This is a genomic window from Streptomyces sp. NPDC053474, from assembly GCF_044544845.1.
GTDB lineage: Bacteria > Actinomycetota > Actinomycetes > Streptomycetales > Streptomycetaceae > Streptomyces.
On record NZ_JBITXV010000004.1, the window covers coordinates 534,075 to 555,427 of the forward strand.

At 73.0% G+C, this 21,353-nt stretch carries 16 protein-coding genes; 11 read left to right on the plus strand and 5 right to left on the minus strand.

The genetic code is table 11. From position 1 onward, the window contains the following. Both ACIG3E_RS12330 and ACIG3E_RS12335 read right to left on the minus strand, forming a co-directional pair. The gene (locus ACIG3E_RS12330; protein WP_399614573.1) at positions 1-924 is read right to left on the minus strand and encodes a tyrosine-protein phosphatase; all 924 of its coding nucleotides are present in this window, start codon (positions 922-924) and stop codon (positions 1-3) included. A gap of 127 nt (positions 925-1,051) precedes the next feature. After that, the gene (locus tag ACIG3E_RS12335; RefSeq protein ID WP_399614575.1) at positions 1,052-1,948 is read right to left on the minus strand and encodes a hypothetical protein; all 897 of its coding nucleotides are present in this window, start codon (positions 1,946-1,948) and stop codon (positions 1,052-1,054) included. Positions 1,949-2,198: 250 nt separating this feature from the next. Here ACIG3E_RS12335 and ACIG3E_RS12340 point away from each other — a divergent pair, with 250 nt between their 5' ends. From ACIG3E_RS12340 to ACIG3E_RS12355, 4 genes are all read left to right on the plus strand, one after another. Next, positions 2,199-3,014 (plus strand): S1 family peptidase, encoded by an 816-nt coding sequence (locus ACIG3E_RS12340; protein ID WP_399614577.1) that lies wholly within the window; start codon positions 2,199-2,201, stop codon positions 3,012-3,014. A 186-nt stretch (positions 3,015-3,200) separates the two neighbouring features. Continuing rightward, positions 3,201-3,788 (plus strand): LuxR C-terminal-related transcriptional regulator, encoded by a 588-nt coding sequence (locus tag ACIG3E_RS12345; protein WP_399614579.1) that lies wholly within the window; start codon positions 3,201-3,203, stop codon positions 3,786-3,788. 7 nt (positions 3,789-3,795) lie between these two features. After that, positions 3,796-4,965 (plus strand): sensor histidine kinase, encoded by a 1,170-nt coding sequence (locus tag ACIG3E_RS12350; protein WP_399614581.1) that lies wholly within the window; start codon positions 3,796-3,798, stop codon positions 4,963-4,965. A 208-nt stretch (positions 4,966-5,173) separates the two neighbouring features. Then, complete coding sequence (locus ACIG3E_RS12355; RefSeq protein ID WP_399614584.1) at positions 5,174-8,266, plus strand: endo-alpha-N-acetylgalactosaminidase family protein; 3,093 nt, start codon at positions 5,174-5,176, stop codon at positions 8,264-8,266. Between the two features lie 130 nt (positions 8,267-8,396). On the opposite strand, the gene ACIG3E_RS12360 is transcribed toward ACIG3E_RS12355, so the two are convergent. Further along, the gene (locus ACIG3E_RS12360) at positions 8,397-10,145 is read right to left on the minus strand and encodes a beta-galactosidase family protein (protein WP_399614587.1); all 1,749 of its coding nucleotides are present in this window, start codon (positions 10,143-10,145) and stop codon (positions 8,397-8,399) included. Between the two features lie 157 nt (positions 10,146-10,302). Here ACIG3E_RS12360 and ACIG3E_RS12365 point away from each other — a divergent pair, with 157 nt between their 5' ends. The 6 genes from ACIG3E_RS12365 (at position 10,303) to ACIG3E_RS12390 (ending at position 18,208) form a co-directional block, all read left to right on the plus strand. Continuing rightward, complete coding sequence (locus ACIG3E_RS12365) at positions 10,303-11,202, plus strand: helix-turn-helix domain-containing protein (protein ID WP_399614590.1); 900 nt, start codon at positions 10,303-10,305, stop codon at positions 11,200-11,202. 11 nt (positions 11,203-11,213) lie between these two features. Beyond that, positions 11,214-11,546: a chorismate mutase gene (locus ACIG3E_RS12370; protein ID WP_399614591.1), complete on the plus strand. Its 333-nt coding sequence runs from the start codon at positions 11,214-11,216 to the stop codon at positions 11,544-11,546. A gap of 84 nt (positions 11,547-11,630) precedes the next feature. Beyond that, positions 11,631-14,132, plus strand: coding sequence for an aminopeptidase N (gene pepN, locus ACIG3E_RS12375; RefSeq protein ID WP_399614594.1), 2,502 nt, complete (start codon positions 11,631-11,633; stop codon positions 14,130-14,132). Positions 14,133-14,275: 143 nt separating this feature from the next. Next, on the plus strand, positions 14,276-15,133 hold the full coding sequence (locus tag ACIG3E_RS12380; RefSeq protein WP_399614597.1) for an SDR family oxidoreductase: 858 nt from the start codon (positions 14,276-14,278) through the stop codon (positions 15,131-15,133). Between the two features lie 244 nt (positions 15,134-15,377). After that, a complete protein-coding gene (locus tag ACIG3E_RS12385; RefSeq protein ID WP_399614600.1) occupies positions 15,378-16,766 on the plus strand; it encodes a pyridoxal phosphate-dependent decarboxylase family protein in 1,389 nt (462 codons plus the stop codon). Next, positions 16,763-18,208, plus strand: a complete 1,446-nt coding sequence (locus ACIG3E_RS12390; RefSeq protein WP_399614602.1) for a lysine N(6)-hydroxylase/L-ornithine N(5)-oxygenase family protein — start codon at positions 16,763-16,765, stop codon at positions 18,206-18,208. The genes ACIG3E_RS12385 and ACIG3E_RS12390 overlap by 4 nt, the downstream gene beginning before the upstream one ends. A gap of 18 nt (positions 18,209-18,226) precedes the next feature. Here ACIG3E_RS12390 and ACIG3E_RS12395 read toward each other — a convergent pair whose 3' ends face one another. Continuing rightward, positions 18,227-18,619 carry a hypothetical protein gene (locus tag ACIG3E_RS12395; RefSeq protein ID WP_399614604.1) on the minus strand — a complete coding sequence of 131 codons (393 nt, stop codon included), beginning with the start codon at positions 18,617-18,619 and terminating at the stop codon, positions 18,227-18,229. A 29-nt stretch (positions 18,620-18,648) separates the two neighbouring features. Beyond that, positions 18,649-20,448: a bifunctional metallophosphatase/5'-nucleotidase gene (locus ACIG3E_RS12400; protein ID WP_399614606.1), complete on the minus strand. Its 1,800-nt coding sequence runs from the start codon at positions 20,446-20,448 to the stop codon at positions 18,649-18,651. Between the two features lie 146 nt (positions 20,449-20,594). On the opposite strand from ACIG3E_RS12400, the gene ACIG3E_RS12405 reads away from it, so the two are divergent. Beyond that, complete coding sequence (locus ACIG3E_RS12405) at positions 20,595-21,299, plus strand: SIMPL domain-containing protein (protein WP_399614608.1); 705 nt, start codon at positions 20,595-20,597, stop codon at positions 21,297-21,299. Positions 21,300-21,353 lie beyond the last annotated feature (54 nt).

Sequence of the window (21,353 nt, forward strand, 5' to 3'; positions counted from 1 at the left end):
TCAGCCGACCAGGCGTTCGCGCAGGCCGAGCAGGGTGCGCGGGTCCAGGCCGAGGCCCCGGGTCAGATAGCCGCCGAAGCCGCCGTAGCGCCGGGTCGCCTCGGTGAGCGCCGCGTCCAGGTAGTCCGTACGGACCTCCTGGAGCGGGATGAGGAGCTCCGGCTTGAGCATGATGCCCGCCTGCTTGAGCGCCGCGCGCACCCCGGCGTCGTACGCGGCGCGGAAGGTGTTGGACGCCAAGTAGTCGTCCGTGGCGGTCCGTTCGGGCACGCCGACCGCGCGCAGCAGGACGTACGTCAGCCAGCCGGTGCGGTCCTTGCCCGCCGTGCAGTGGTAGAGGAGCGGCGCGGCGCCCGGGGCCGCGAGGTCGCGCAGCGTGGCCGCGAAGTGCGCGCGGCCCGTGGCGTCCGTGACGAACGCGCGGTACACGTCCCGCATGAAGGCCTCGGCCCTGCCGCCGCCGAGCAGCTCCTCCTGCCGGACCGGGTCGCGGGTGCCGAGCACGGTCATGAGCTGCCGGAAGAGGCCGTTGTCGGGCACCGGCCGCGCGGTGGCGGCGAGCCCGGCGGGGAGCCGGTCCGGGCCGTCGTAACGGACCTCGTCCGGGACGCGGAAGTCCACCACCGTGCGCAGCCCGAGCCCGGCAAGCACGGCGACGTCCGCGTCGGTGAGCCGGGTGAGGGCGTCGGCGCGGTAGACGAGGCCGCGGCGGACCCGCTCGCCGTCGTAGGTGCGGTGGCCGCCCACGTCACGGACGTTGACGGCGCCCTGGAGCGGGATCTGCCCGACCTCTGGGAGCTGCCAGGCCGCCGTCCGCGGCGGCGCGTGCGAGGAGTCCGCCGCGGGCGCCGCGGGCGCGGCGCCGAGGCCCAGTGCCACGACGACGGCCGTGGCCGCCGTGAGGGTGCGAGTGCTGCCGCGCATCGGTCCGCCTTCCGCCGCGCCGTGGCCGTCCGGTCGTGGCGGACGGTAGCGAGGGGGTCTTGAAGGGGGAAGGCGGACGGCCAGGGTTTTTGACGGGCTGTCAGCTATGCCCGCCGCGGAGCCGTGTTCAGGTGTCGCAGTCCAGGAGGGCGTGGCAGAGGGCGCAGCGCGCGCGGAGCCTGCCGCGGGCGGGGAGGCGGATCCGCTGGTGGCAGGTGGGGCAGGGGAATGAGACCCGCAGCGGGCCCGCCGCGTCGGGCCGGGAGAAGGAGTACGACCCCTCGGTCCGGGGCCCCGAGCCGTGGTCGAGGGCGTAGCGCCGGTCCTTGGCGTAGCGGCGTCGCCCCGCCCAGCCCGCCGCGGTCAGCGGGGGCTGCCGCTCGTCGCGGCGGGCCTGCGCCAGGCCCCGCGTGTACGCGGTGTACGCCTGCGGGCTGGTGAACCACGTCTCGGGCGCCTCGCCGAACGCGAGGGCCCGCTTGGCGAGCACGTAGCCGAACTCCTCCGGCGTGAGGTAGCCGAGCTTCTGCGAGGACGCGCCGTCCTCGCGGTAGGCGTCCAGGAGGAGCCAGCCCGCGCCGAGGTAGGTCGTCGCGGTGTCCGTGAGGATCTCGTTGGCGCGGGTGCCGGGGAAGGTCAGGCCGAGGCGGTGCAGGTAGACGTGCATCACCTCGTGCGCGAGGGCCGCGCCGACGTCCCGGCGATGGCGCCGGAAGCGGTCGTTCAGCTCGATGAAGTACTCCGGCCCCGCGGTCAGTTCGACGAACGCGGCGTGTTCCATCTCGCGGAACGACACGATCACGCGGGCGTCGGGGAGCCGCAGGTGCCGCACCAGCTCGCGGGCCACCCGCTGCGCGCCCAGATGCAGGTCGTCCTCGTCGCCGAAGGCCACGTCCGCGGGCGCCACGCTGGTGTCGAAGGAGTGGACGGTGTCGTACGAGAGCCGCTTGTACAGCGCGGTGACGGCCGCGCGGACCGTCTCCAGATGGGGGTAGCCGTGCTCCACGGGCCGGTCGTTGGCCACGTCGTCCCCCCTGGGCCGCGGCGGGATCCGCTGCCGGACCCCGCGTGGATCATCCCAACTCGTCCCTACTGTACGGGTGTTGTTCGCGGTCGTAAGCAGCCCGAAATCCAATGCCTGGCCGAAAACCGCCCCTTGTCGGCCGTGCGTGGGCCTCCTCATAATCCAACAACGCTTTGGCGGGCTCATGCCACGCAGCGCTCCGGCGCGTGCGGCGTGGGCCCGTCGCGCTGCGCAACCCCCCACACCTCCCATGAAGGGAATCACGTTGAAGACCGACAAGCTTCGTGGAGTCAAGAGAGCCGCCGTCCTCGGGTCGATCGCCCTCGCCGGGTTCAGCCTCCAGCCCGTCGCCGCCCAGGCGGCCCCGCACCCCGGCCCCACCCCCGGCCAGCAGGTCGTCGGCGGCACGCGCGCCGCGCAGGGTGAGTTCCCGTTCATGGTCCGCCTGTCGATGGGCTGTGGCGGCTCCCTGCTGAAGCAGGACGTCGTCCTCACCGCCGCGCACTGTGTCGACGGCTCCGGCGCCAACACCTCCATCACCGCCACCGGCGGCGTCGTCGACCTCCAGAGCCCCAGCGCCATCAAGGTCAAGTCCACCAAGGTCCTCCAGGCCCCCGGCTACAACGGCAGCGGCAAGGACTGGGCGCTCATCAAGCTCGCCAAGCCGATCAACCAGCCCACGCTGAAGATCGCCACGGACACCAAGTACAACAACGGCAACTTCACCATCGCGGGCTGGGGCGCCGCCCGCGAAGGCGGCGCGCAGCAGCGCTACCTGCTCAAGGCCACCGTGCCGTTCGTGAGCGACGCGGACTGCTCGCGCGCGTACAACGGCGAGATCATCCCCGGCGAGGAGATCTGCGCGGGCAAGCTCGGCGTCGGCGGCGTCGACACCTGCCAGGGCGACTCGGGCGGCCCCATGTTCCGCAAGGACGACGCGGGCCAGTACATCCAGGTCGGCATCGTCAGCTGGGGCAACGGCTGCGCCCGCCCGGCCTACCCCGGCGTCTACACCGAGGTGTCGACCTTCGCGGCCGACATCACCAAGTACGCCAGCCAGCTCTGACGCACCGCGCCGCCGCCGCGATGCGGACGCGGTGAGCGACGCGTGACGGAGCCGGGCCCCCACCGGGGCCCGGCTCTCCGCATGCCGTCACCGGGCCCCCGCCCGCCCGTACGGGAGTACGACCCCGACCGCGTACATATGGGACACTCGTCGCGTACGAGACAGGCGACGGCGAGGCAGCGGCACATGGCGATCACGGTGGTCATCGCGGACGACCAGGAGATGGTCCGCACCGGCTTCCGCATGATCCTGGAGAGCCAGCCCGACATCCCCGACGTCCTGCTCCTGGACATCCGCATGCCCCGTCTCGACGGCCTGGCGGCCACCCGCCGCCTCACCGCCCGCGGCAGCCGCCCCCGCATCGTCATCGTCACCACCTTCGACCTCGACGAATACGTCCACGCCGCCCTGCACGGCGGCGCCTGCGGGTTCCTCCTGAAGAACGCAAGCCCCGCCATGCTCGTCGAGGCCGTGCGGGCCGCCGCCGTCGGCGACGCCCTCGTCTCCCCCGCGATCACCGTGCGCCTGCTGCGCGAACTGGCCCCCCGCAAGGCGGCCCCCGGTCCCGCCGAACCCCTCACCCAGCGCGAGCGGGACGTCGTCCGCGCCCTCGCCCGCGGCCGCACCAACGCCGAGATCGCCGCCGAGCTGTACGTGTCCCTGTCCACGGTCAAGTCCCACCTCGCGAACGTCCAGGCCAAGCTGGCCGCCCGCAACCGCGTGGAGATCGCCGCCTGGGCCTGGGAGAGCGGACTCGCCACCAAGGCCCCGTGAGCCCGCCGTGCGCCCCGCCCTGAGACCACCCGCCCTCGACCGGCACCCCGCGCTGCGCCCCGCCGCCCGGCTGCTGCTCGCCGCCGCCCTCGTGCTCCTGGTCCTCGTCGAGAGCCTCACCCTCACCCGCAACCCCACCGAGCCGCGCGCCGCCCTGCTGACCGCGGGCGTCGTCACCTGCCTGTGCGCCGTGCCGTGGCCCCGCCCCTCGCTCACCGCCCGCGCCTGGACCGCCGCCGGAGTCTCCTGGGCCGCCACCCTGTACGTCTTCACCGGCGGACGGCCGCTCGCCGTCTGGGGCCTGGGCGAGGCCGTCGCCCTGCTCGTGCTGCTCACCGGCGTCCTGCTGCGGCTGCCCGCCCGGCGCGCCGCCGTGCTCGGGCCGCTGCTCGCGCTCGCCTGCGCGGCGGCACCCGTGCGCGACGCCGCGCCCGGCCGCTTCACGCTCCTGTTCTCCGCGCTCGCCGCCGTGGTGAGCGCCTTCTCGCTGCTGCTGCGCGGCACGGAGGCCCAGCGGGTGCGCGACACGAAGGCCGCGCGCGCCGCCGAACGCCTCGACCTCGCCCGGGAGCTGCACGACCTCGTCGCCCACCACGTCACCGGCATCGTCGTCCAGGCCCGCGCCGCCTCCTACACCGCGGGCACCGCGGGCCACGCGCCCGCCACCGCCGACACCTTCACCCGCATCGCGGACGCGGGCGACGCGGCCCTCGGTGCGATGCGCCGCCTGGTGCGCGTCCTGCGCGAGGGCGAGGCGCGCACGGCGCCCCTGCCGGGGCTCGCCGAGCTGCGCGCGCTCGCCCAGCCCGGTGCCGTCGCCGGGCCGCCCGTGACGGTTGAGGTGGAACACGGCCTGGAGGAACGCCTTCCGGCCGATCTCGCGGCCACGGCCCACCACGTGGTGCGCGAAGCGCTCACCAATGTACGCAAACACGCCGCCGGGGCTGGCGCCGTCCGCGTCACGGTTCGTTCGGCCGAGGGCGGCCTTGAGGTGCGGGTCGTCGACGACGGTGCCTTGCCCGCACCGGCGGGCCCCGGTGACCGGGGTGGGTTCGGTCTTGTCGGCCTGGGGGAGCGTGTGCGGGCCCTCGGGGGGCGGCTCACCGCGGGGCCGCGCCCGGACGGGGGCTGGGAGGTTCGCGCCGTACTGCCGTACGGGCAGGGGGAGGCGGCCTGACTCACGGGCTTGGCGTTTCGTCTGCGGGTCCGTTGTGGCGGGTCGCGCAGTTCCCCGCGCCCCTTCGGGGCGCTTCCGCTTTGGGGCGCTGCAGACGCTGAAGTCCCGCGCTTAGTCCAAGACCTTCCGCTTCTTTGTCCATGGGCGGCCCCCGCGGCCCCGGCGCATCGTGACCGTCACGGATTACCTCCCACCAAGGGGTGCGTTCATGCTGCCGTCACAGCCGTCCGGGCCGAGCCGCAGAGCCGTCGTCGCCACCGGAGCACTCGCCTCACTGGGCGCCGCCGTGGGCGCGACCACGGCGCACGCCGCGCACGCCGGGCCCGCCGCCGGTCCGCGCGCCGCCGAGGCGGTGCTGCGCTCGGCCGCCCTCGACGTCCGCGTCGCCACCGCCTTCCCCCGCGTCGTGTCGTACACCGACCGCGCGAGCGGCGCCGTGCTGCACGCACAGGCCGACCCCGTCACCACGCTCCTCATCGACGACAAGGAACACACCCCTCAGGTCACCGCGACGACCCGCGACGACCGCGCCGCCTACGTCCTCACCTTCGAGGGCGGCACCCGCATCGACGTGGAGATCTCCGTCGAGGGCCGCCACGTCCACTGGCGCGTCACCCGCATCCGGGACACCGCGGCCCTGCGCGTCGGCACCCTCCGCGTGCCCGGCCTCGCCCTGCTGTCCGTCCGCAGCGACCAGCCCGGCGCGACCCTCCTCGCCGCCCGCGTACAACTCGACAAGGCCAAGAGCGGCGACACCCTCGTCCGGCTCGCCGCGGACACCCCCGCCCAGGCACCCACGGGCTGCGCCTACGCCGTGCTCGCGCACGACCGGCTCGGCGGCGCCGTCGAGACCAACACCGGCTACGACAAGCCCACCGCCGAGACCAGCTGGGACAACGGCCGGCTGTGGCGCCAGACCCTCCGCGCCGACGGCCGCACCGAAGCCCGCCTCACCCCCGGCCAGTGGACCCACCGCGCCGCCACCGCGCCCCTCGACGCCACCGAACCCCTGCCCTACGCCACCGTCGTCATCACCGGCGACCGCAACGGCGACGGCACCGTCGACTGGCAGGACGCCGCGATCGCCTTCCGCGACATCATGGTGAACCCCCTCGGCGCCGACGAGCAGCACCTGCGCGTCGTCCCGCACATCCCCTTCAACTTCGCCTCGCAGGCCACCAACCCCTTCCTCGCCACCCTCGACGAGGTCAAACGCATCCACCTGGCCACCGACGGCCTGCGCCAGTACACCCTCCTCAAGGGCTACCAGTCCGAGGGCCACGACTCCGCCCACCCCGACTACGCGGGCAACTACAACACCCGCGCCGGCGGCCTCGACGACCTCAACACCCTGCTCCGCGAAGGCGCCGAGTGGAACAGCGACTTCGGCGTCCACGTCAACGCCACCGAGTCCTACCCCGTCGCCCGCGCCTTCTCCGAGAAGCTCGTCGACAAGACCAACCCGCAGTGGGACTGGCTCGACCAGAGCTACCGCATCGACCAGCGCCGCGACCTCGTCTCCGGCGACATCGTCCGCCGCTTCGCCGACCTGCGCCGCGAGACCCACCGGGCGCTCGACACCCTCTACATCGACGTGTTCCGCGAGTCCGGCTGGACCTCCGACCGGCTCCAGCGCGCCCTGCGCGAGCAGGGCTGGACCCTCACCACCGAATGGGGCCACGGCTTCGAACGCTCCGCCGTCTGGTCCCACTGGGCCACCGAGACCGACTACGGCCCCGACACCTCGCGCGGCATCAACTCCCAGCTGATCCGCTTCATCCGCCACCACCAGAAGGACGTCTTCGCCGACAAGTGGCCCACCCTCCTCGGCATCGCCCGCATGGGCAACTACGAGGGCTGGGTCGGCAAGACCGACTGGACCGCGTTCTACGACCTGATCTGGACCCACGCGCTGCCCGCCAAATACCTCCAGGCCCACCCCATCAGAACGTGGACCGACCACGAGATCACCTTCTTCGGCGCGGGCGCCACCTCCGTGACCGACACCGACGGCACCCGCCGCATCACCACCGACGGCCACCCGGTCTACGACGACGGCACCTACCTGCTGCCCTGGGAACCCCGCCGCGCCACCGACCCCGCGAAGCTCTACCACTACAACCCCCGCGGCGGCAGCAGCCGCTGGACCCTGCCGCGCGGCTGGGCGGGCACCCGCACGGTGCACCTGTACCGCCTCACCGACCAGGGCCGCGTCCACGAGCGCGCCCTGCCCGTCCGCGCCGGGCAGATCACCGTCGACGCCCGCGCCGCACAGCCCTACGTCGTCTACCGCACCCGCCCCCGCGCCCTGCCCGACCCCGACTGGGGCCAGGGCACCCCCCTGCGCGACCCCGGCTTCCACGCGGGCACCCTGGACGCCTGGCAGGTCACCGGGCCCGCCACCGTCGTCCGCAGCGCCCTGGGCGACCACGAACTGGTCATCGCCCCCGGCGCCGCCGCCCGCGTCACCCAGCGCCTGCGCCGCCTCGCCCCCGGCTCGTACGTCGCCTCCGTCCAGGTCGAGGTCGGCGAACGGGCGGGCGAGGAGCGCACCGCGACCCTGGAGGTCCGCACCGCCGACGGCGTCACCGCCGCGAACCACACCGCCACCTCCACCGCCGGGAACCACGTCGCCGCCGACCGCAAGCACGGCACCCGCTTCCAGCGCCTGTTCACCCCCTTCACCGTGCCCGAGGGCGGCGGGCCCGTACGGCTCGCGCTGCGCGCCGCCGCCGGGCGGGCCCGCGTCCGCTTCGACAACGTCCGCGTCGTGCCCGCCGCGCCCGGGCCCCGCCCTCCCCGAGGCGTCCTGTGCCGCGAGGACTTCGAGCACGTGCCCCAGGGCTGGGGGCCCTTCGTCAAGGGCGACGCCGGGGGCGTCACCGACCCGCGCACCCACATCGCGCAGCGGCACGCCCCCTTCACCCAGCGCGGCTGGAACGGCAAGGCCGTCGACGACGTCGTGGACGGCGGCCAGTCCCTCAAGTCCCGCGGCGAGAACGAGGGCCTCGTCTACCGCACCGTGCCGCACACGGTCCGCTTCGTCGCCGGGAAGCGGTACCGGGTGTCCTTCCGCTACGCGAACGAGACCGCGGGCCAGTACGCCTGGGTCACCGCCGTCGACACCCCCACCCCCCGCGAACTCTCCCGCGAGCCCCTCCCGGTGGCCCTCACCCCCACGACCCTCTCCTACGAGTTCACCGCGCCGGGGGAGGGCGAGGCCTGGGTGGGCCTCCGCAAGGTCGGCGACCACGGGACGGCGGAGTTCGTCCTGGACACCTTCGAGGTGCGGGAGGCCTGAAACGCCGGAGGGGCTGGATCTTTCAGCCCGTCCGGCGTTTGAGGACGAGGCGCGAAGCGCCGATCAAGCGGGGGCACGGGGGCGCAACCCCCGGACCGGGAAGGGGCGGGCCTGGGGCGTCCCACGCGGGCTACCGCAGCCGCACCTCCGCCGGACCCCCCACCCCCTCCACCTCAAGCACCCACACCGCGTTGCCCCCCTCCCGCAGCACCGGCCCCGGCACATACAGCCCCCGCTGCGGCCCTACCCCCCAATACCGCCCGAGACAGAAGCCGTTCACCCACACGAAGCCCCGCGTCCACCCCGGCAGCTCAAGCACCGCGTCCCCCGCCCCGGCCACCTCCACCACACCCCGGTACAGACCGGCCCGCCCCGCCCCCGCGCCGCCCCCGGCGGACGGCACCGAGGCTGCAGCGCCGAACGCGCCGAGCGGCACCCCCACCGCCCGCACCCCGTGCACGTACTGCCGCTCGTGCAGCACCCCACCCGTGAGCCCCTTCGCCTCCCCGAGCCGCGGCCCGTAGCTGACCCGCCCCAGCGACTCCACCCACAGCTCGACCCGCGCACCCCCGGGCACCGGGGCGGGCAGCGCGGGGGAGTCCTCGGTCAGCACCCCGGCCCGCACTCCGTCGACGTACACCACGGCCCGGTCCCGAAGGCCCGGCACGCTCAGCGGATACGGCCCGCGCGGCGCGGGCAGCGTGAAGGAGTAGCGCACAAGGCCCCGGTCGACCCCCAGCTCCTCGAACGTGGGCGGCACCGCGTACTCGGCCTCCGGCCCGCCGAGCCGGGCGGCCACCGCGTCCAGCGGAGCCCACGCGTCGAGCCGCGCCACGACGGGCGCGCCAAGGGCCGCGGGAGCGGGCGGCGGCTCGGGCGGCGGCTCGTCCGCGTACGCGGCGAGGACCTCGCGGAACAGCCAGAACTTCGCCGTGGGCCGCCCGCGCTCGTCGACCGGCGCGTCGTAGTCGTAGGACGTCACATCCGGCCGCAAGGCCCCGTCGTGCAGCGCGCCGCCGTCCCGGTTCGCCCCCGCCCACCCGGCGAAGCTCGTCCCGCCGTGCGCCATGTACAGGTTCACCGACGCCCCGCACTCCAGGATCTCCCGCAGCGCCCCGGCCGCGTCCCCCGGCTCGCGCACGACGTGCTCCGCACCCCAGTGGTCGAACCAGCCGCACCAGAACTCCATGCACATCAACGGCCCCACGGGCCGGTGCCGCCGCAGCACGTCGAAGCCCGCCCGCGCCCCCGAGCCGAAGTTCACCGTCGCCAGGACACCCGGCACGCTCCCGCCCGTCAGCATGTGGTCCTCCGGCCCGTCGGACGTGCACAGCTCCGCCGTGACCCCCAGGCCGCGCAGCAGCTCCGTGAGCGCGCGCAAGTACACCCCGTCCGAGCCGTAGCTGCCGTACTCGTTCTCGACCTGCACCAGGACCACCGGGCCGCCCCGGTCGTACTGACGCGCCACGACCTGCGGAAGCAGCCGCGCGAACCAGCGCTCCACCCGCGCCAGATAGCGCGCGTCCCGCGTGCGCACCCGCGCCCCCAGCTCCCCGGTCAGCCACGCCGGAAGCCCCCCGTTGTCCCACTCGGCACAGATGTACGGGCCCGGCCGCACGATCGCCCACAGGCCCTCGCGGTGCGCGGCGTCCAGGAACCGGCCGAGCGCCTCCACGTCGTCGAACTTCCCCGGACGCGGCTCGTGCACGTTCCACGGCACGTACGTCTCCACGCAGTTGAGCCCCATCGCCCGCAGCATCGCAAGCCGGTGCCCCCACTGCGCCTCGTGCACCCGGAAGTAGTGCAGCGCCCCGGACAGCAGCCGCACCGGCCGCCCGTCCACCTCGAAGCCGTCCTCGCCCACCCTGAAGCCGTTCACCCTGTCCCCTCCCGGTCCGCCGACAGCCGCCACGATTGCCTCTGGCGGGCGGCCCGGTCCATGGACAAAGATCGAGCCCGATTGGACTAGGCGCGCCCGGACGCGAACGGACCCCTCCGGACGCGGCCGGACACGACGGACCGGGAGGGCGGCAGGGATGTACCACACCTGGATGCGGTACTTCACCCCGAGCCCCGTCCACCACCGTCTCGGCCTGGTCTGCCTCGGCGTCGGCCTCCAGCACGGCACCCTGCCCACCGTCGGCCCGCGCACCCTCGACCACCACGTGGCCCTCGTCGTCAGCGCGGGCGGCGGCTGGTACGCCACCCCCGACGGGCACCGCACCCCCGTCACCGCGCCCGCCCTGATCTGGCTCGTGCCCGGCGTGCCCCACCACTACGGCGCCGACCCGCACACCGGCTGGGACGAGTGCTTCGTCGACTTCACCGGGCCCGCCACCGCCACCTACACCGAACTCGGCTACATCGAACCCCAGCGGCCCGTCGTCGCCCTGGCCGACCCCGCCGCCGCCCGCGCCGTCGTCGCCCGCGTCGCCCGCGCCGCCCGCCGCGGCAACCCGCTCCTTGAGGTCGAGACCGCCGCCGCCGTCCACGAACTCCTCGTCGCCTTGCGCCGCGCCCGCGCCGACCTCGCCCCCGACGGCGACCCCGTCCTGCAGGCCCTGGCCCGCGACGCCTTCCAGCCGCTCTCCATCGCCGAACACGCCGCCCGGCACGGCATGACCCCCGCCGAGCTGCGCACCGCCGTACGCCGCGGCGCCGGCTGCAGCCCCAAGGACTACCTCCTCGGCATCCGCCTCGGCCGCGCCAAGGAACTCCTCGCCGCCACCGAACTGCCCGTCGCCGCCGTCGCCCGCCGCGTCGGCTACGACGACCCCGCCTACTTCTCCCGGCTCTTCACCCGCCGCGTCGGCACGGCCCCGGTGCGCTTCCGCGCCCAGCAGGGCCGCACCGTGCCCGGCGGCTGGTCACGGCAGGTCCCCGACCCGGACGACCCGCCCATCCTCACCTCCGGCGGCCCCGGCACGGCAACGTAGGCTCCCATGCCATGACCACGAACCACCACGCCGACCACGCCGAGCCTGCCGACCCCGCCGTGCTCGCCGAGCTGAGCCGACTGCGCGACAGCATCGACAACATCGACGCCGCGGTCGTCCACATGCTCGCCGAACGCTTCAAGTGCACCCAGCAGGTCGGCCACCTCAAGGCCAACCACCAGTTGCCCCCCGCCGACCCGGCCCGCGAGTCCCGCCAGATCGCCCGCCTGCGCGAACTGGCCGAGAACGCCAAACTCGACCCCGCCTTCGCGGAGAAGTTCCTGAACTTCATCATCGCCGAGGTCATCCGCCACCACGAGACCATCGCGAACGAGAAGGCCTGAGCGGCGCACACCCCCGCGCACAAGCCCCTCCCCGGCCGGGCCACCCCCTGCCAGGTGCCCCGCCGCATCAGGCACCATGGCCAGATGCCCGCACTGACGCGCGACGAAGCGCAGACCCGAGCCCAGCTCCTCGACGTACAGCGGTACGAGATCGCCCTCGATCTCACCACCGGCGAGGAGACCTTCGACTCCCGCACGGCGATCACCTTCACCGCCGCCGCGGACGGCGACACGTTCGTCGAGTTGAAGCCCGCGCACCTGCGCTCCGTCACGCTCGACGGCACCCCCCTCGACCCGGGCACCCTGGTGGACAACAGGCTCCCCCTGACCGGCCTCACCGCGGGGGAGCACCGGCTCACCGTCGACGCCGCCATGCGCTACTCCCGCACCGGCGAGGGCCTGCACCGCTTCACCGACCCCACCGACGGCGAGACGTACGTCTACACCCAGCTCTTCCTCGACGACATCCAGCGCGTCTTCGCCGCCTTCGACCAGCCCGACCTGAAGGCCGTCTTCCAGCTGGCCGTCACCGCCCCCACGAGCTGGACCGTCCTCGCCAACAGCGTCACCGAGCACACCGGCGACGGCGCCTGGACGGCCGCCCCCACACCCCCGCTGCCCACCTACCTCGTCGCCGTCGCCGCGGGCCCCTGGCACTCCGTGCGCACCGAACACCGCGGCCTGCCCTTCGGCCTCCACTGCCGCCGCTCCCTCGCCCCCCACCTCGACGCCGACGCCGACGAACTCCTCGACGTCACCCGCGCCTGCTTCGACCGCTACCACGAGAAGTTCGCCGAGCCCTACCCCTTCGACTCCTACGACCAGGCGTTCGTCCCCGAGTTCAACGCCGGCGCCATGGAGAACCCCGGCCTCGTCACCTTCCGCGACGAATTCGTCTACCGCTCCGCCGTCACCGACACCCAGCGCCAGACCCGCGCCATGGTCGTCGCCCACGAGATGGCCCACATGTGGTTCGGCGACCTGGTGACCCTGAAGTGGTGGGACGACATCTGGCTCAACGAGTCCTTCGCCGAGTACATGGGCTACCAGACCCTCACCGAAGCCAGCCGCTTCAAAGACACCTGGGTCGACTTCGGCGTCGCCCGCAAGTCCTGGGGCTACGACGCCGACCAGCGCCCCTCCACCCACCCCGTCGCCCCCGCCCCCGACGCCGTGCCCGACACCGCCTCCGCCCTGCTCAACTTCGACGGCATCTCCTACGCCAAGGGCGCCAGCGCCCTGCGCCAGCTCGTCGCCTGGCTCGGCGAGAAGGACTTCCTCGCGGGCATCAACGCCCACTTCGCCCGCCACAAGTTCGCCAACGCCACCCTCGCCGACTTCATCGACAACCTCGCCTCCGCCACCGACCGCGACGTCCACGCCTGGGCCGAGGCCTGGCTGCGCACCACCGGCGTCGACACCTTCACCCCGACCGTCAGCCACAGCGGCCGCTCCTGGACCCTGCGCCTGGACCGCGACGGCAGCCGCCCCCACCGCGTCGCCGTCGGCGTCTACGACCGCGACCTCTCCGACGGCCGCCAGCTCGTCCTGCGCGAACGCTACGAGACCGACCTGCCCGAACAGTCCCCGCCCACCCCGCGCGACGGCGGCTGCCCCGCCCTCATCGTCCCCAACGACCACGACCTGACGTACGCCAAGATCCGTCTCGACCCGGTCTCCCAGGACACCGCCCTGCGCTCCCTGTCCAGCGTGCCCGACCCGCTCACCCGCGCCGTCCTGTGGAACGCGCTGCGCGACATGGTCCGCGACGGCGACCTCGAACCCGCCCTCTACCTCGACACCGCCCGCACCCACCTGCCCGCCGAGACCGACCTCGCCCTCGTCTCCGGCGTCCTCACCTTCGCGGGCACCGTCATCGCCGACCACTACACCCCCCGCGCCCGGCGCCCCGCCGCCCTCGCCACCCTCGACGCCCTGTGCCACGACATCGTCCGCCACACCGAGGACGGCTCCGACCCCGGCCTGCGCCTCATCGCCGTACGCGGCCTCATCGACGCCGCCACCCAGGCCGAGCCCCTGCACACCTGGCTCGCCCAGGGCGCCGTGCCCGGCGGCCCCGAACTCGACCCCGAGCTGCGCTGGCGCGCCCTCGCCCGCCTCGCCGTCCTCGGCGAGGCCGACGAGGACACCATCGCCGCCGAACTGCGCCGCGACCCCAGCGCCACCGGCCAGGAAGGCGCCGCCCGCTGCCGCGCCGCCCTGCCCCACCCCGACGCCAAACGCCGCGCCTGGGACGCCCTGTTCACCACCGACGCCCTGTCCAACTCCCTGTTCATCGCCACCGCCCAGGGCTTCTGGCAGCCCGAACAGGACGACCTCGTACGCCCCTACCTGGCCCGCTACTTCGACGACGCCGTCGACCTCGCCGCCCGGCGCGGCCCCGCCATCGCCGACGCCACCGGCCGCCACGCCTTCCCCTCCACCGCCGACGACGAGACGCTGCGCCTCGGTGAGGCCTGCCTGGCCCGCACCGACCTCACCCCGGCGCTGCGCCGCCGCCTCGCCGACCAGCTCGACGACCTGGCCCGGGCCCTGCGCGTGCGCCGCAAGGCCGAACAGGGCTGACCCCGCCGCTCGGCCTAGGACCGATGCCCTAGGCCGAGCTCCGCCCTCACGACGATCCGGAGAACCCCTCCGGTTGCCTAGGGTCGTGCACACAGCGGACCGGACCAACGGCCCGGCCCACCCGCACACCCCAGGAGCCCACCATGATCGTCGTCAGCGGAGCCACCGGAAACGTCGGCAGCGCCCTCGTCCACCAGCTCACCGCCACCGACACCCCCGTACGCGCCCTCGTCCGCGACCCGAACCGCGCCCACCTGCCCGCCACCGCCGAGCTCACCCGCCTCACCGTCAGCGCCGAACCCGCCGACATGACCGCCCAGTTCGACGGCGCCGACGCCCTCTTCCTGCACGCCTCCGTCACCGGCACCCACACCGCCGCGTTCCTCGCCGCCGCCCGCACCGCCGGTGTCCAGCACGTCACCGTCCTCTCCAGCATCGCCGTCGAGGACGCGCCCGACGAGCACGAGTCGTTCATCCACACCTGGCACCGCACCCTCGAACAGGACGTCCGAGACAGCGGCCTCGACTGGACCTTCCTGCGCCCCGGCGTCTTCGCCACCAACACCCTCCAGTGGGCCTGGCAGATCCACGCGGGCGACACCGTACGCGGCCCCTACGCCCGAGGCGTCAACTCGCCCATCCACGAAGCCGACATCGCCGCCGTCGCCCGCCACAGCCTCCTGGAACGCCACACCGGCGCCGTCCACGTCCTCACCGGCCCCGAAGCCATCACCACCGAGGAACAGATCGCCGCCCTCGGTCACGCCCTCGGCCGCCCGCTCACCTACACCGAGATACCGCCCCAGGACGTCGTCCCCGACATGTTCCCCCTCATCCCCGCCGACCTCGTCCCCGGCTTCGTCGCCTCCCTCGCCGCCACCGTCGACACCGCCCCGCCCCTGACCACCACCGTCCAGACCGTCACCGGCACCCCGGCCCGCACGTACGCCCAATGGGCCAAGGACCACGCGGACGACTTCCGTACGACGTCCGGCGTTTGAGAACGAGGCGCGCAGCGCCGACGGACGGGGAACCAGGGGGCGGAGCCCCCTGGTCCCGGGAAGGGGCGGGCTCGGGGAAGCCCCCGGCGAGGCCCGCCCCACCCCCTAGCATCTCCACCCCGCGCAGACACGATTTCCCCGCACAGCCGTACCCCTTTCGGGTTCCGAAACCCCCACCCCACCGCACACCCCACCCCCACCCACCAGGCTGGTGACCCCGTCCGCCCACCGGAGGTCACCACCCATGCGCACCCCGCCGCCCCTCGCCGGGGGCGCCCACGGCCCCGACGCCCTCCACCCCCTGCTCACCGTCGCCCTGGACGCCCTCCGCGACGGCGCGGCAGCCCGCGGCGGCCCCCTCCCGCCCGGCGGCCCCACCACCGTCGCCGCCCGTGTCCACGCCGCCGCCCACCCCCTGCTGCCCACCCACGGCACCGGCGCCCACACCGCCCTGCGCACCCTCGTCCACGCCACCGCCCACGGCGCCGCCGACCCCGCCGAACCCCTCTGCGCCGCCCACCTGCACTGCCCGCCGCTCGCCCTCGCCGCGGCCGCCGACCTCGCCGCCTCCGCGCTCAACCCCTCCCTCGACTCCTGGGACCAGGCCCCCGCCGCCTCCGCCCTCGAAGCCCTCCTCACCACCACCCTCGCCACCGAGGTCCACGGCCGCGGCGACGCCCTCATCACCACCGGCGGCACCGAGTCCAACCAACTCGCCCTGCTCCTCGCCCGCGAACGCGCCAGGGCCCACGGCCGCCCCCTGCGCATCCTCACCGGCGCCAACGCCCACCACTCCCTGCACCGCGCCGCCTGGCTCCTCGGCCTGCCCGCCCCCCACACCGTCCCCGCACCCACCGGCGTCCTCGACCCCGACGCCCTCGCCACGGCCCTCACCACACACGCCACCCACCCCACCGACCTCCTCGTCACCGCCACCGCGGGCACCACCGACGCCGGTCTCATCGACCCCCTCCCCGCCATCGCCGACCTGTGCGCCACCCACGGCGCCCGCCTCCACGTCGACGCCGCCTACGGCGCCGGACTCCTCTTCAGCGACACCCACCGCAGCAAACTCAACGGCCTCGACCGCGCCGACACCGTCACCCTCGACCTGCACAAACTCGGCTGGCAACCCGCCGCCGCCGGAATCCTCACCGTCCGCGACCCCGCCGACACCCACGCCCTCACCCACCGCGCCGACTACCTCAACGCCGACGACGACACCGAAGCAGGCCTGCCCGACCTCCTCGGCCGCTCCCTGCGCACCACCCGCCGCCCCGACGCACTCAAGATCGCCATCACCCTCAAGGCCCTCGGCCGCACCGGCCTCGGCGCCCTCGTCGACCACGTCTGCGCCCAAGCCCACCGCCTCGCCGACGCCATCGCCGCCCACCCCCGCTTCGACCTCTACGCCGCCCCCACCATCAGCACCGTCCTCTTCCGCCCCACCCACGCCAACGACGACCACATCGCCCACATCCGCCGCACCCTCCTCACCGACGGCACCGCCGTCCTCGGCCGCGCCCAACTCGACGGCCGCCGCTGGCTCAAAGCCACCCTCCTCAACCCCCACACCACCCCCGACGACCTCACCACCCTGCTCAAGCTCGTGGAAGGAACCACCCCCCGATGACCCCGACGCGCCCACCAGGCACCCCCGACCAGGCCCCCCAGCCACCCACCACCCCCGACAACCCCCACGACCTGGTCGGCATCGGCATCGGCCCCTTCAACCTCTCCCTCGCCGCCCTCGCCCAGCCCCTCGGCCTCGACGCCGCCTTCTACGAACAGCGCCCCGCCTTCCACTGGCACCCCGGCCTCCTCATCGACGGCGCCACCCTCCAAGTCCCCTTCCTCGCCGACCTCGTGACCCTCGCCGACCCCGCCAACCCCTGGTCATTCCTCAACTACCTCAAGACCCGCGAACGCCTCTACCCCTTCTACTTCGCCGAGCGCTTCCACATCCAGCGCGCCGAATACGACGCCTACTGCCGCTGGGTCAGCGACAACCTCCCCCAGCTCCACTACGGCCACCAGATCGACGCCGTCCGCTGGAACCCCGAACACGACCTGTTCGACGTCGACTTCACCCAACTCGACGCCGACGGCGAAGCCGAAGCCCTCGGCCGCACCCACGCCAAGAACATCGTCCTCGGCATCGGCACCGCCCCCCACGTCCCCGAACCCCTCAAGCCCCTCGCCGACGCCCCCACCGTCCCCGTCATCCACGCCGCCGACTACCTCCTGCACCGCGACCGCTTCCTCACCGCCGACCACATCACCGTCATCGGCTCAGGACAGTCCGGCGCCGAAGTCTTCCTCGACCTGCTCCGCCACCGCCCCCCGGGCGCCGAAAAGCTCCACTGGCTCGCCCGTACCCCCGCCTTCGCCCCCATGGAGTACTCCAAGCTCGGCCTCGAACACTTCACCCCCGACTACACCCGCTACTTCCACGCCCTGCCCGAAACCGTCCGCGACCAGCTCGTCCCCGGCCAGTGGCAACTCCACAAAGGCATCGACGCCGACACCATCGCCGCCATCCACGACGAGCTCTACCAGCGCACCCTCCACGGCGGCTGGCCCGACGCCGTCCTCACCCCCGGCGTCAACGTCCGCACCGCGGGACGCGTCGCCACCACCCGCGTCGAACTCCACCTCGAACACGTCGAACAAGGCACCCGCTCCCGCCTCACCACCGACGCCGTCATCCTCGCCACCGGCTACCGCGAACGCCCCCTCGACCGCCTCCTCGCCGGACTCACCCCCTACCTCCGCCGCGACTCCGCCGACCGCCCCCGCATCGACGAACACCACCGCCTCGCCCTCGACCCCTCCATCACCGGCACCATCTACGTACAGAACGCCGAACGCCACACCCACGGCGTCGGCGCCCCCGACCTCGGCCTCGCCGCCTGGCGCAGCGCCGGCATCCTCAACTCCCTCACCGGGAAAGAGCCCTACCCCCAGCCCCAACGCACCGCCTTCACCCACTTCGGACTCCACCAACCGACGCACCGCGCCACCCCCCGCCCCGGCGGAGAACAGCGCGGCACCCTCGTCCACCTGAAGAACTGACCCCAAAACCCCGGGCCCTCAGCCCCCGGCCACCTCCGCCAACGCCCCCACCGGCGCCACCACCCGCCCCGACCGCGGACACGACCACACCGCCACACTCCCGACCACCCGCGCACCCAACGGATGCCCCAGCGGATGGTCGGGACACTCCGGCCACGTCGCGGGCAACAACAACGCCGCCAACGCCTCCACCGCCCAGTCCCTCACCTGCTCCGCCAACTCCGCCACCTGCTCCGCAGGACCCACCCCCGCGGGCACCGAAACCCCCACCCCCGAACCATCCGCCTCATACAGCATCACCAGCGGATCCCCGTCGAAGTCCACCTCCTCACGGACGATCGGCTGCACCGCACACGTGGCCGACAGATCACGCCGCACCACCGCCAGCGCGGCCGCAAGATCCTCATGCATCGCGACACCCCCCCCACCTCAGAACACCCTCAGAACACCGGAATCCCCGCACGCGTCAACCGCCAGTCCACCCGCGCGAATTCCGCCGGGTCGACCGTGCCCTTCGCCTTCACCCACGCGATGATCGTGTTACGGATCTCATCCGAATGCGCCCACACCTGCTTCGCCCTCGCTACATGCGGGAAATTTCCACCCCCACTCGCCCGGTAGTTGTTCACCGCCAACACGAACTCGGCCGCCGGATCCACCGGCTTCCCCTCGAACCGCAACCCCACGATCCGCGAACCCACCGGCTGCGCGATGTCCACGTCGTACGCCACCCCGTACAACGCGTCGTAGTTGTAGTCCGGCACCCCCTCCGCGTTCGTCAGCCGCGCCGGATCCACCGGCGCCTCCGGCGCCGTCCGCACGTAATAGCGCGCCGAGAACTCCAGATAGTCCTTCAACTGCGCACCCGTCAGCACCCGCGCCTCCAGCGTGTTCTCGAACGGATACAGACCCGCCGCGTCCCGGATCGTCACCTCACCCGCCGGAATGCCCGCCGTACGCGAGAAGCACGACGCCTGCGACAGCACAGGAAGCTTCCCGTACGGACCACCCGCGAGCGCCGCCCGCACCGTCTCCGCCTGCACATGACTGATCAGATCAATGATCGGCACATCCTTGTACGGACCCTCCGCCGTACTCATCGCCGCCTTCGACGTACCAATGACCTGATTGACGTACGCCACGACCTTCCGGTGCTCACCCGCCAACAGCCGCGTAATCCGCTCGTCCTCCGCCACCGCGTTGGAGTTCAGGACCTTCGCCCCCACCTTCTCCACCCGCCAACGGCCCTTCGACCACACCACGTCGAAGTCGAACAACGTCAACCGCTGCCCCCACTTCAACGGCTCCGAAAGCACCACCTTCTTGCCCGTCGCCTTGTTCTCCACCCAGTACTCGGGAATCTCGGTGTGCGCGTGCCCCACCAGAATCGCGTCGACCCCCGGCACCTGCTCCGCCACCAACGCCGCCGCGTTCTCCACATACGGCAACTGATCCCCGTACGACGACGTGCCACTCGACCCCGAATGCGCCGACACGATCACCACGTCCGCACCCATCGAACGCAGCCGCGGCACCCACTTCGCCGCCTGCTCCTCAAGCCCCGGAAACGTCATCTTGCCCTGAACGTGCGCCTTGTCCCAGATCGCGATCCCCGGATTCGTCAGACCGAGCACCGCCACCCGCACATCCCGGCCGTGCGGCGTCCGCAACCGATGCATGCTGTACGGCGGGAAAGCAGGCCGCTGCGACTTCGCATCCAACGCGTTCGCCCCAAGGAGCGGGAAATCACACTGCTCCTGGAACTTCCGCAACACCGGAATCCCATAGTTGAACTCATGGTTCCCGAGCGCCGCCGCGTCATACCCGATCGCATTCATCGCCCGCGCCATCGGATGCACCGGACCCCGCGCCGCGGTGATCGGATCCACCTTCGCGTAGTAGTACGACAACTGCGTACCCTGAATCGTGTCACCCGCGTCGATCAACAGCGTATTGCGACGCCCCTTCTCCGCACGCACCCGCGACACCAACGTCGAGATCTTCGCCAGCCCCACATCATTGTGGTCCCTGTCGTCGAACTCCCGGTCCGTGAAGTAATCCCAGTTGAAGACGTTCCCGTGCAGATCCGTCGTCCCCATCACCGTGAACGCATACCGCCTCGGCTCCTTGCCCGGCCGCGCGGCGGGCGCCGCCTCGGCGGACACCGCGGGACCCGCGAGCGCCACCCCCGCACCCGCGGCGGCGGAACTCCCCAGGAAAGACCTTCTGTCGAGCGGCATGACGACTCCCTCATGAACCTTCGTGATCTACGCGCACGCTGGCGACGCGCGTAGATTCTGGCTCAGAAGCCCCCCACGACAACACCCCCACGAGGTTTCGATCCGATGACCACCCCACATCCCGCCCCAGTGCCACAGTGGAACCCATGACCACCCACGAACAGACACCCACCACCCCCTACGGCACCCCCGACGCACCCCGCCTAGCAGTCCGCGGCGAAGCCCGCCTCGAAGTCGACCCCGAAATCGCCCGCATCGGCATCACCGTCACCGCCCGCGGCACCGACCGCCGCGACGCCCTCACCCACCTCACCCGCCGCAACACCGACGTCATCACCCTCATCAAAACCTACGGCGAGGCCGTCGAACACATCGAAACAGGCGCCTTCTCCATCACCCCCGAACTCACCAAACGCGGCAAAGGCGAACGCGTCCGCACCTACCACGGCCGCGTCCACATCAGCGCCGAACTCGCCGACTTCACCGCCCTCGGCGAACTCACCACCCGCATCGCCGACCACGACCTCACCCACGTCGACGGCCCCTACTGGTCCCTGCGCCCCACCTCGCCCGCCCACCGCACCGCCCGCCAACAAGCCGTCAAAGAAGCCGTCCAACGCGCCCGCGAATACGCCGAAGCCCTCGGCACCACCCTCGACGCCCTCGTCGAACTCGCCGACATCGGCACCGACCACACCCCCGACTACGCCTACCCCGCACCCCCCGGAATGGCCCGCGCCGCCTTCGCCGGCGGCCCCGAAGCCACCCCCGCACTCGACCTCGAACCCCAACGCCAATCCGTCTACGCCCAAGTCAACGCACGCTTCACCATGAACCCCCCGCAACTGTGAGCCACCCACACCACTCCGACGACCCTTGAACATGCTCATCAGAGCAGGTCCGCG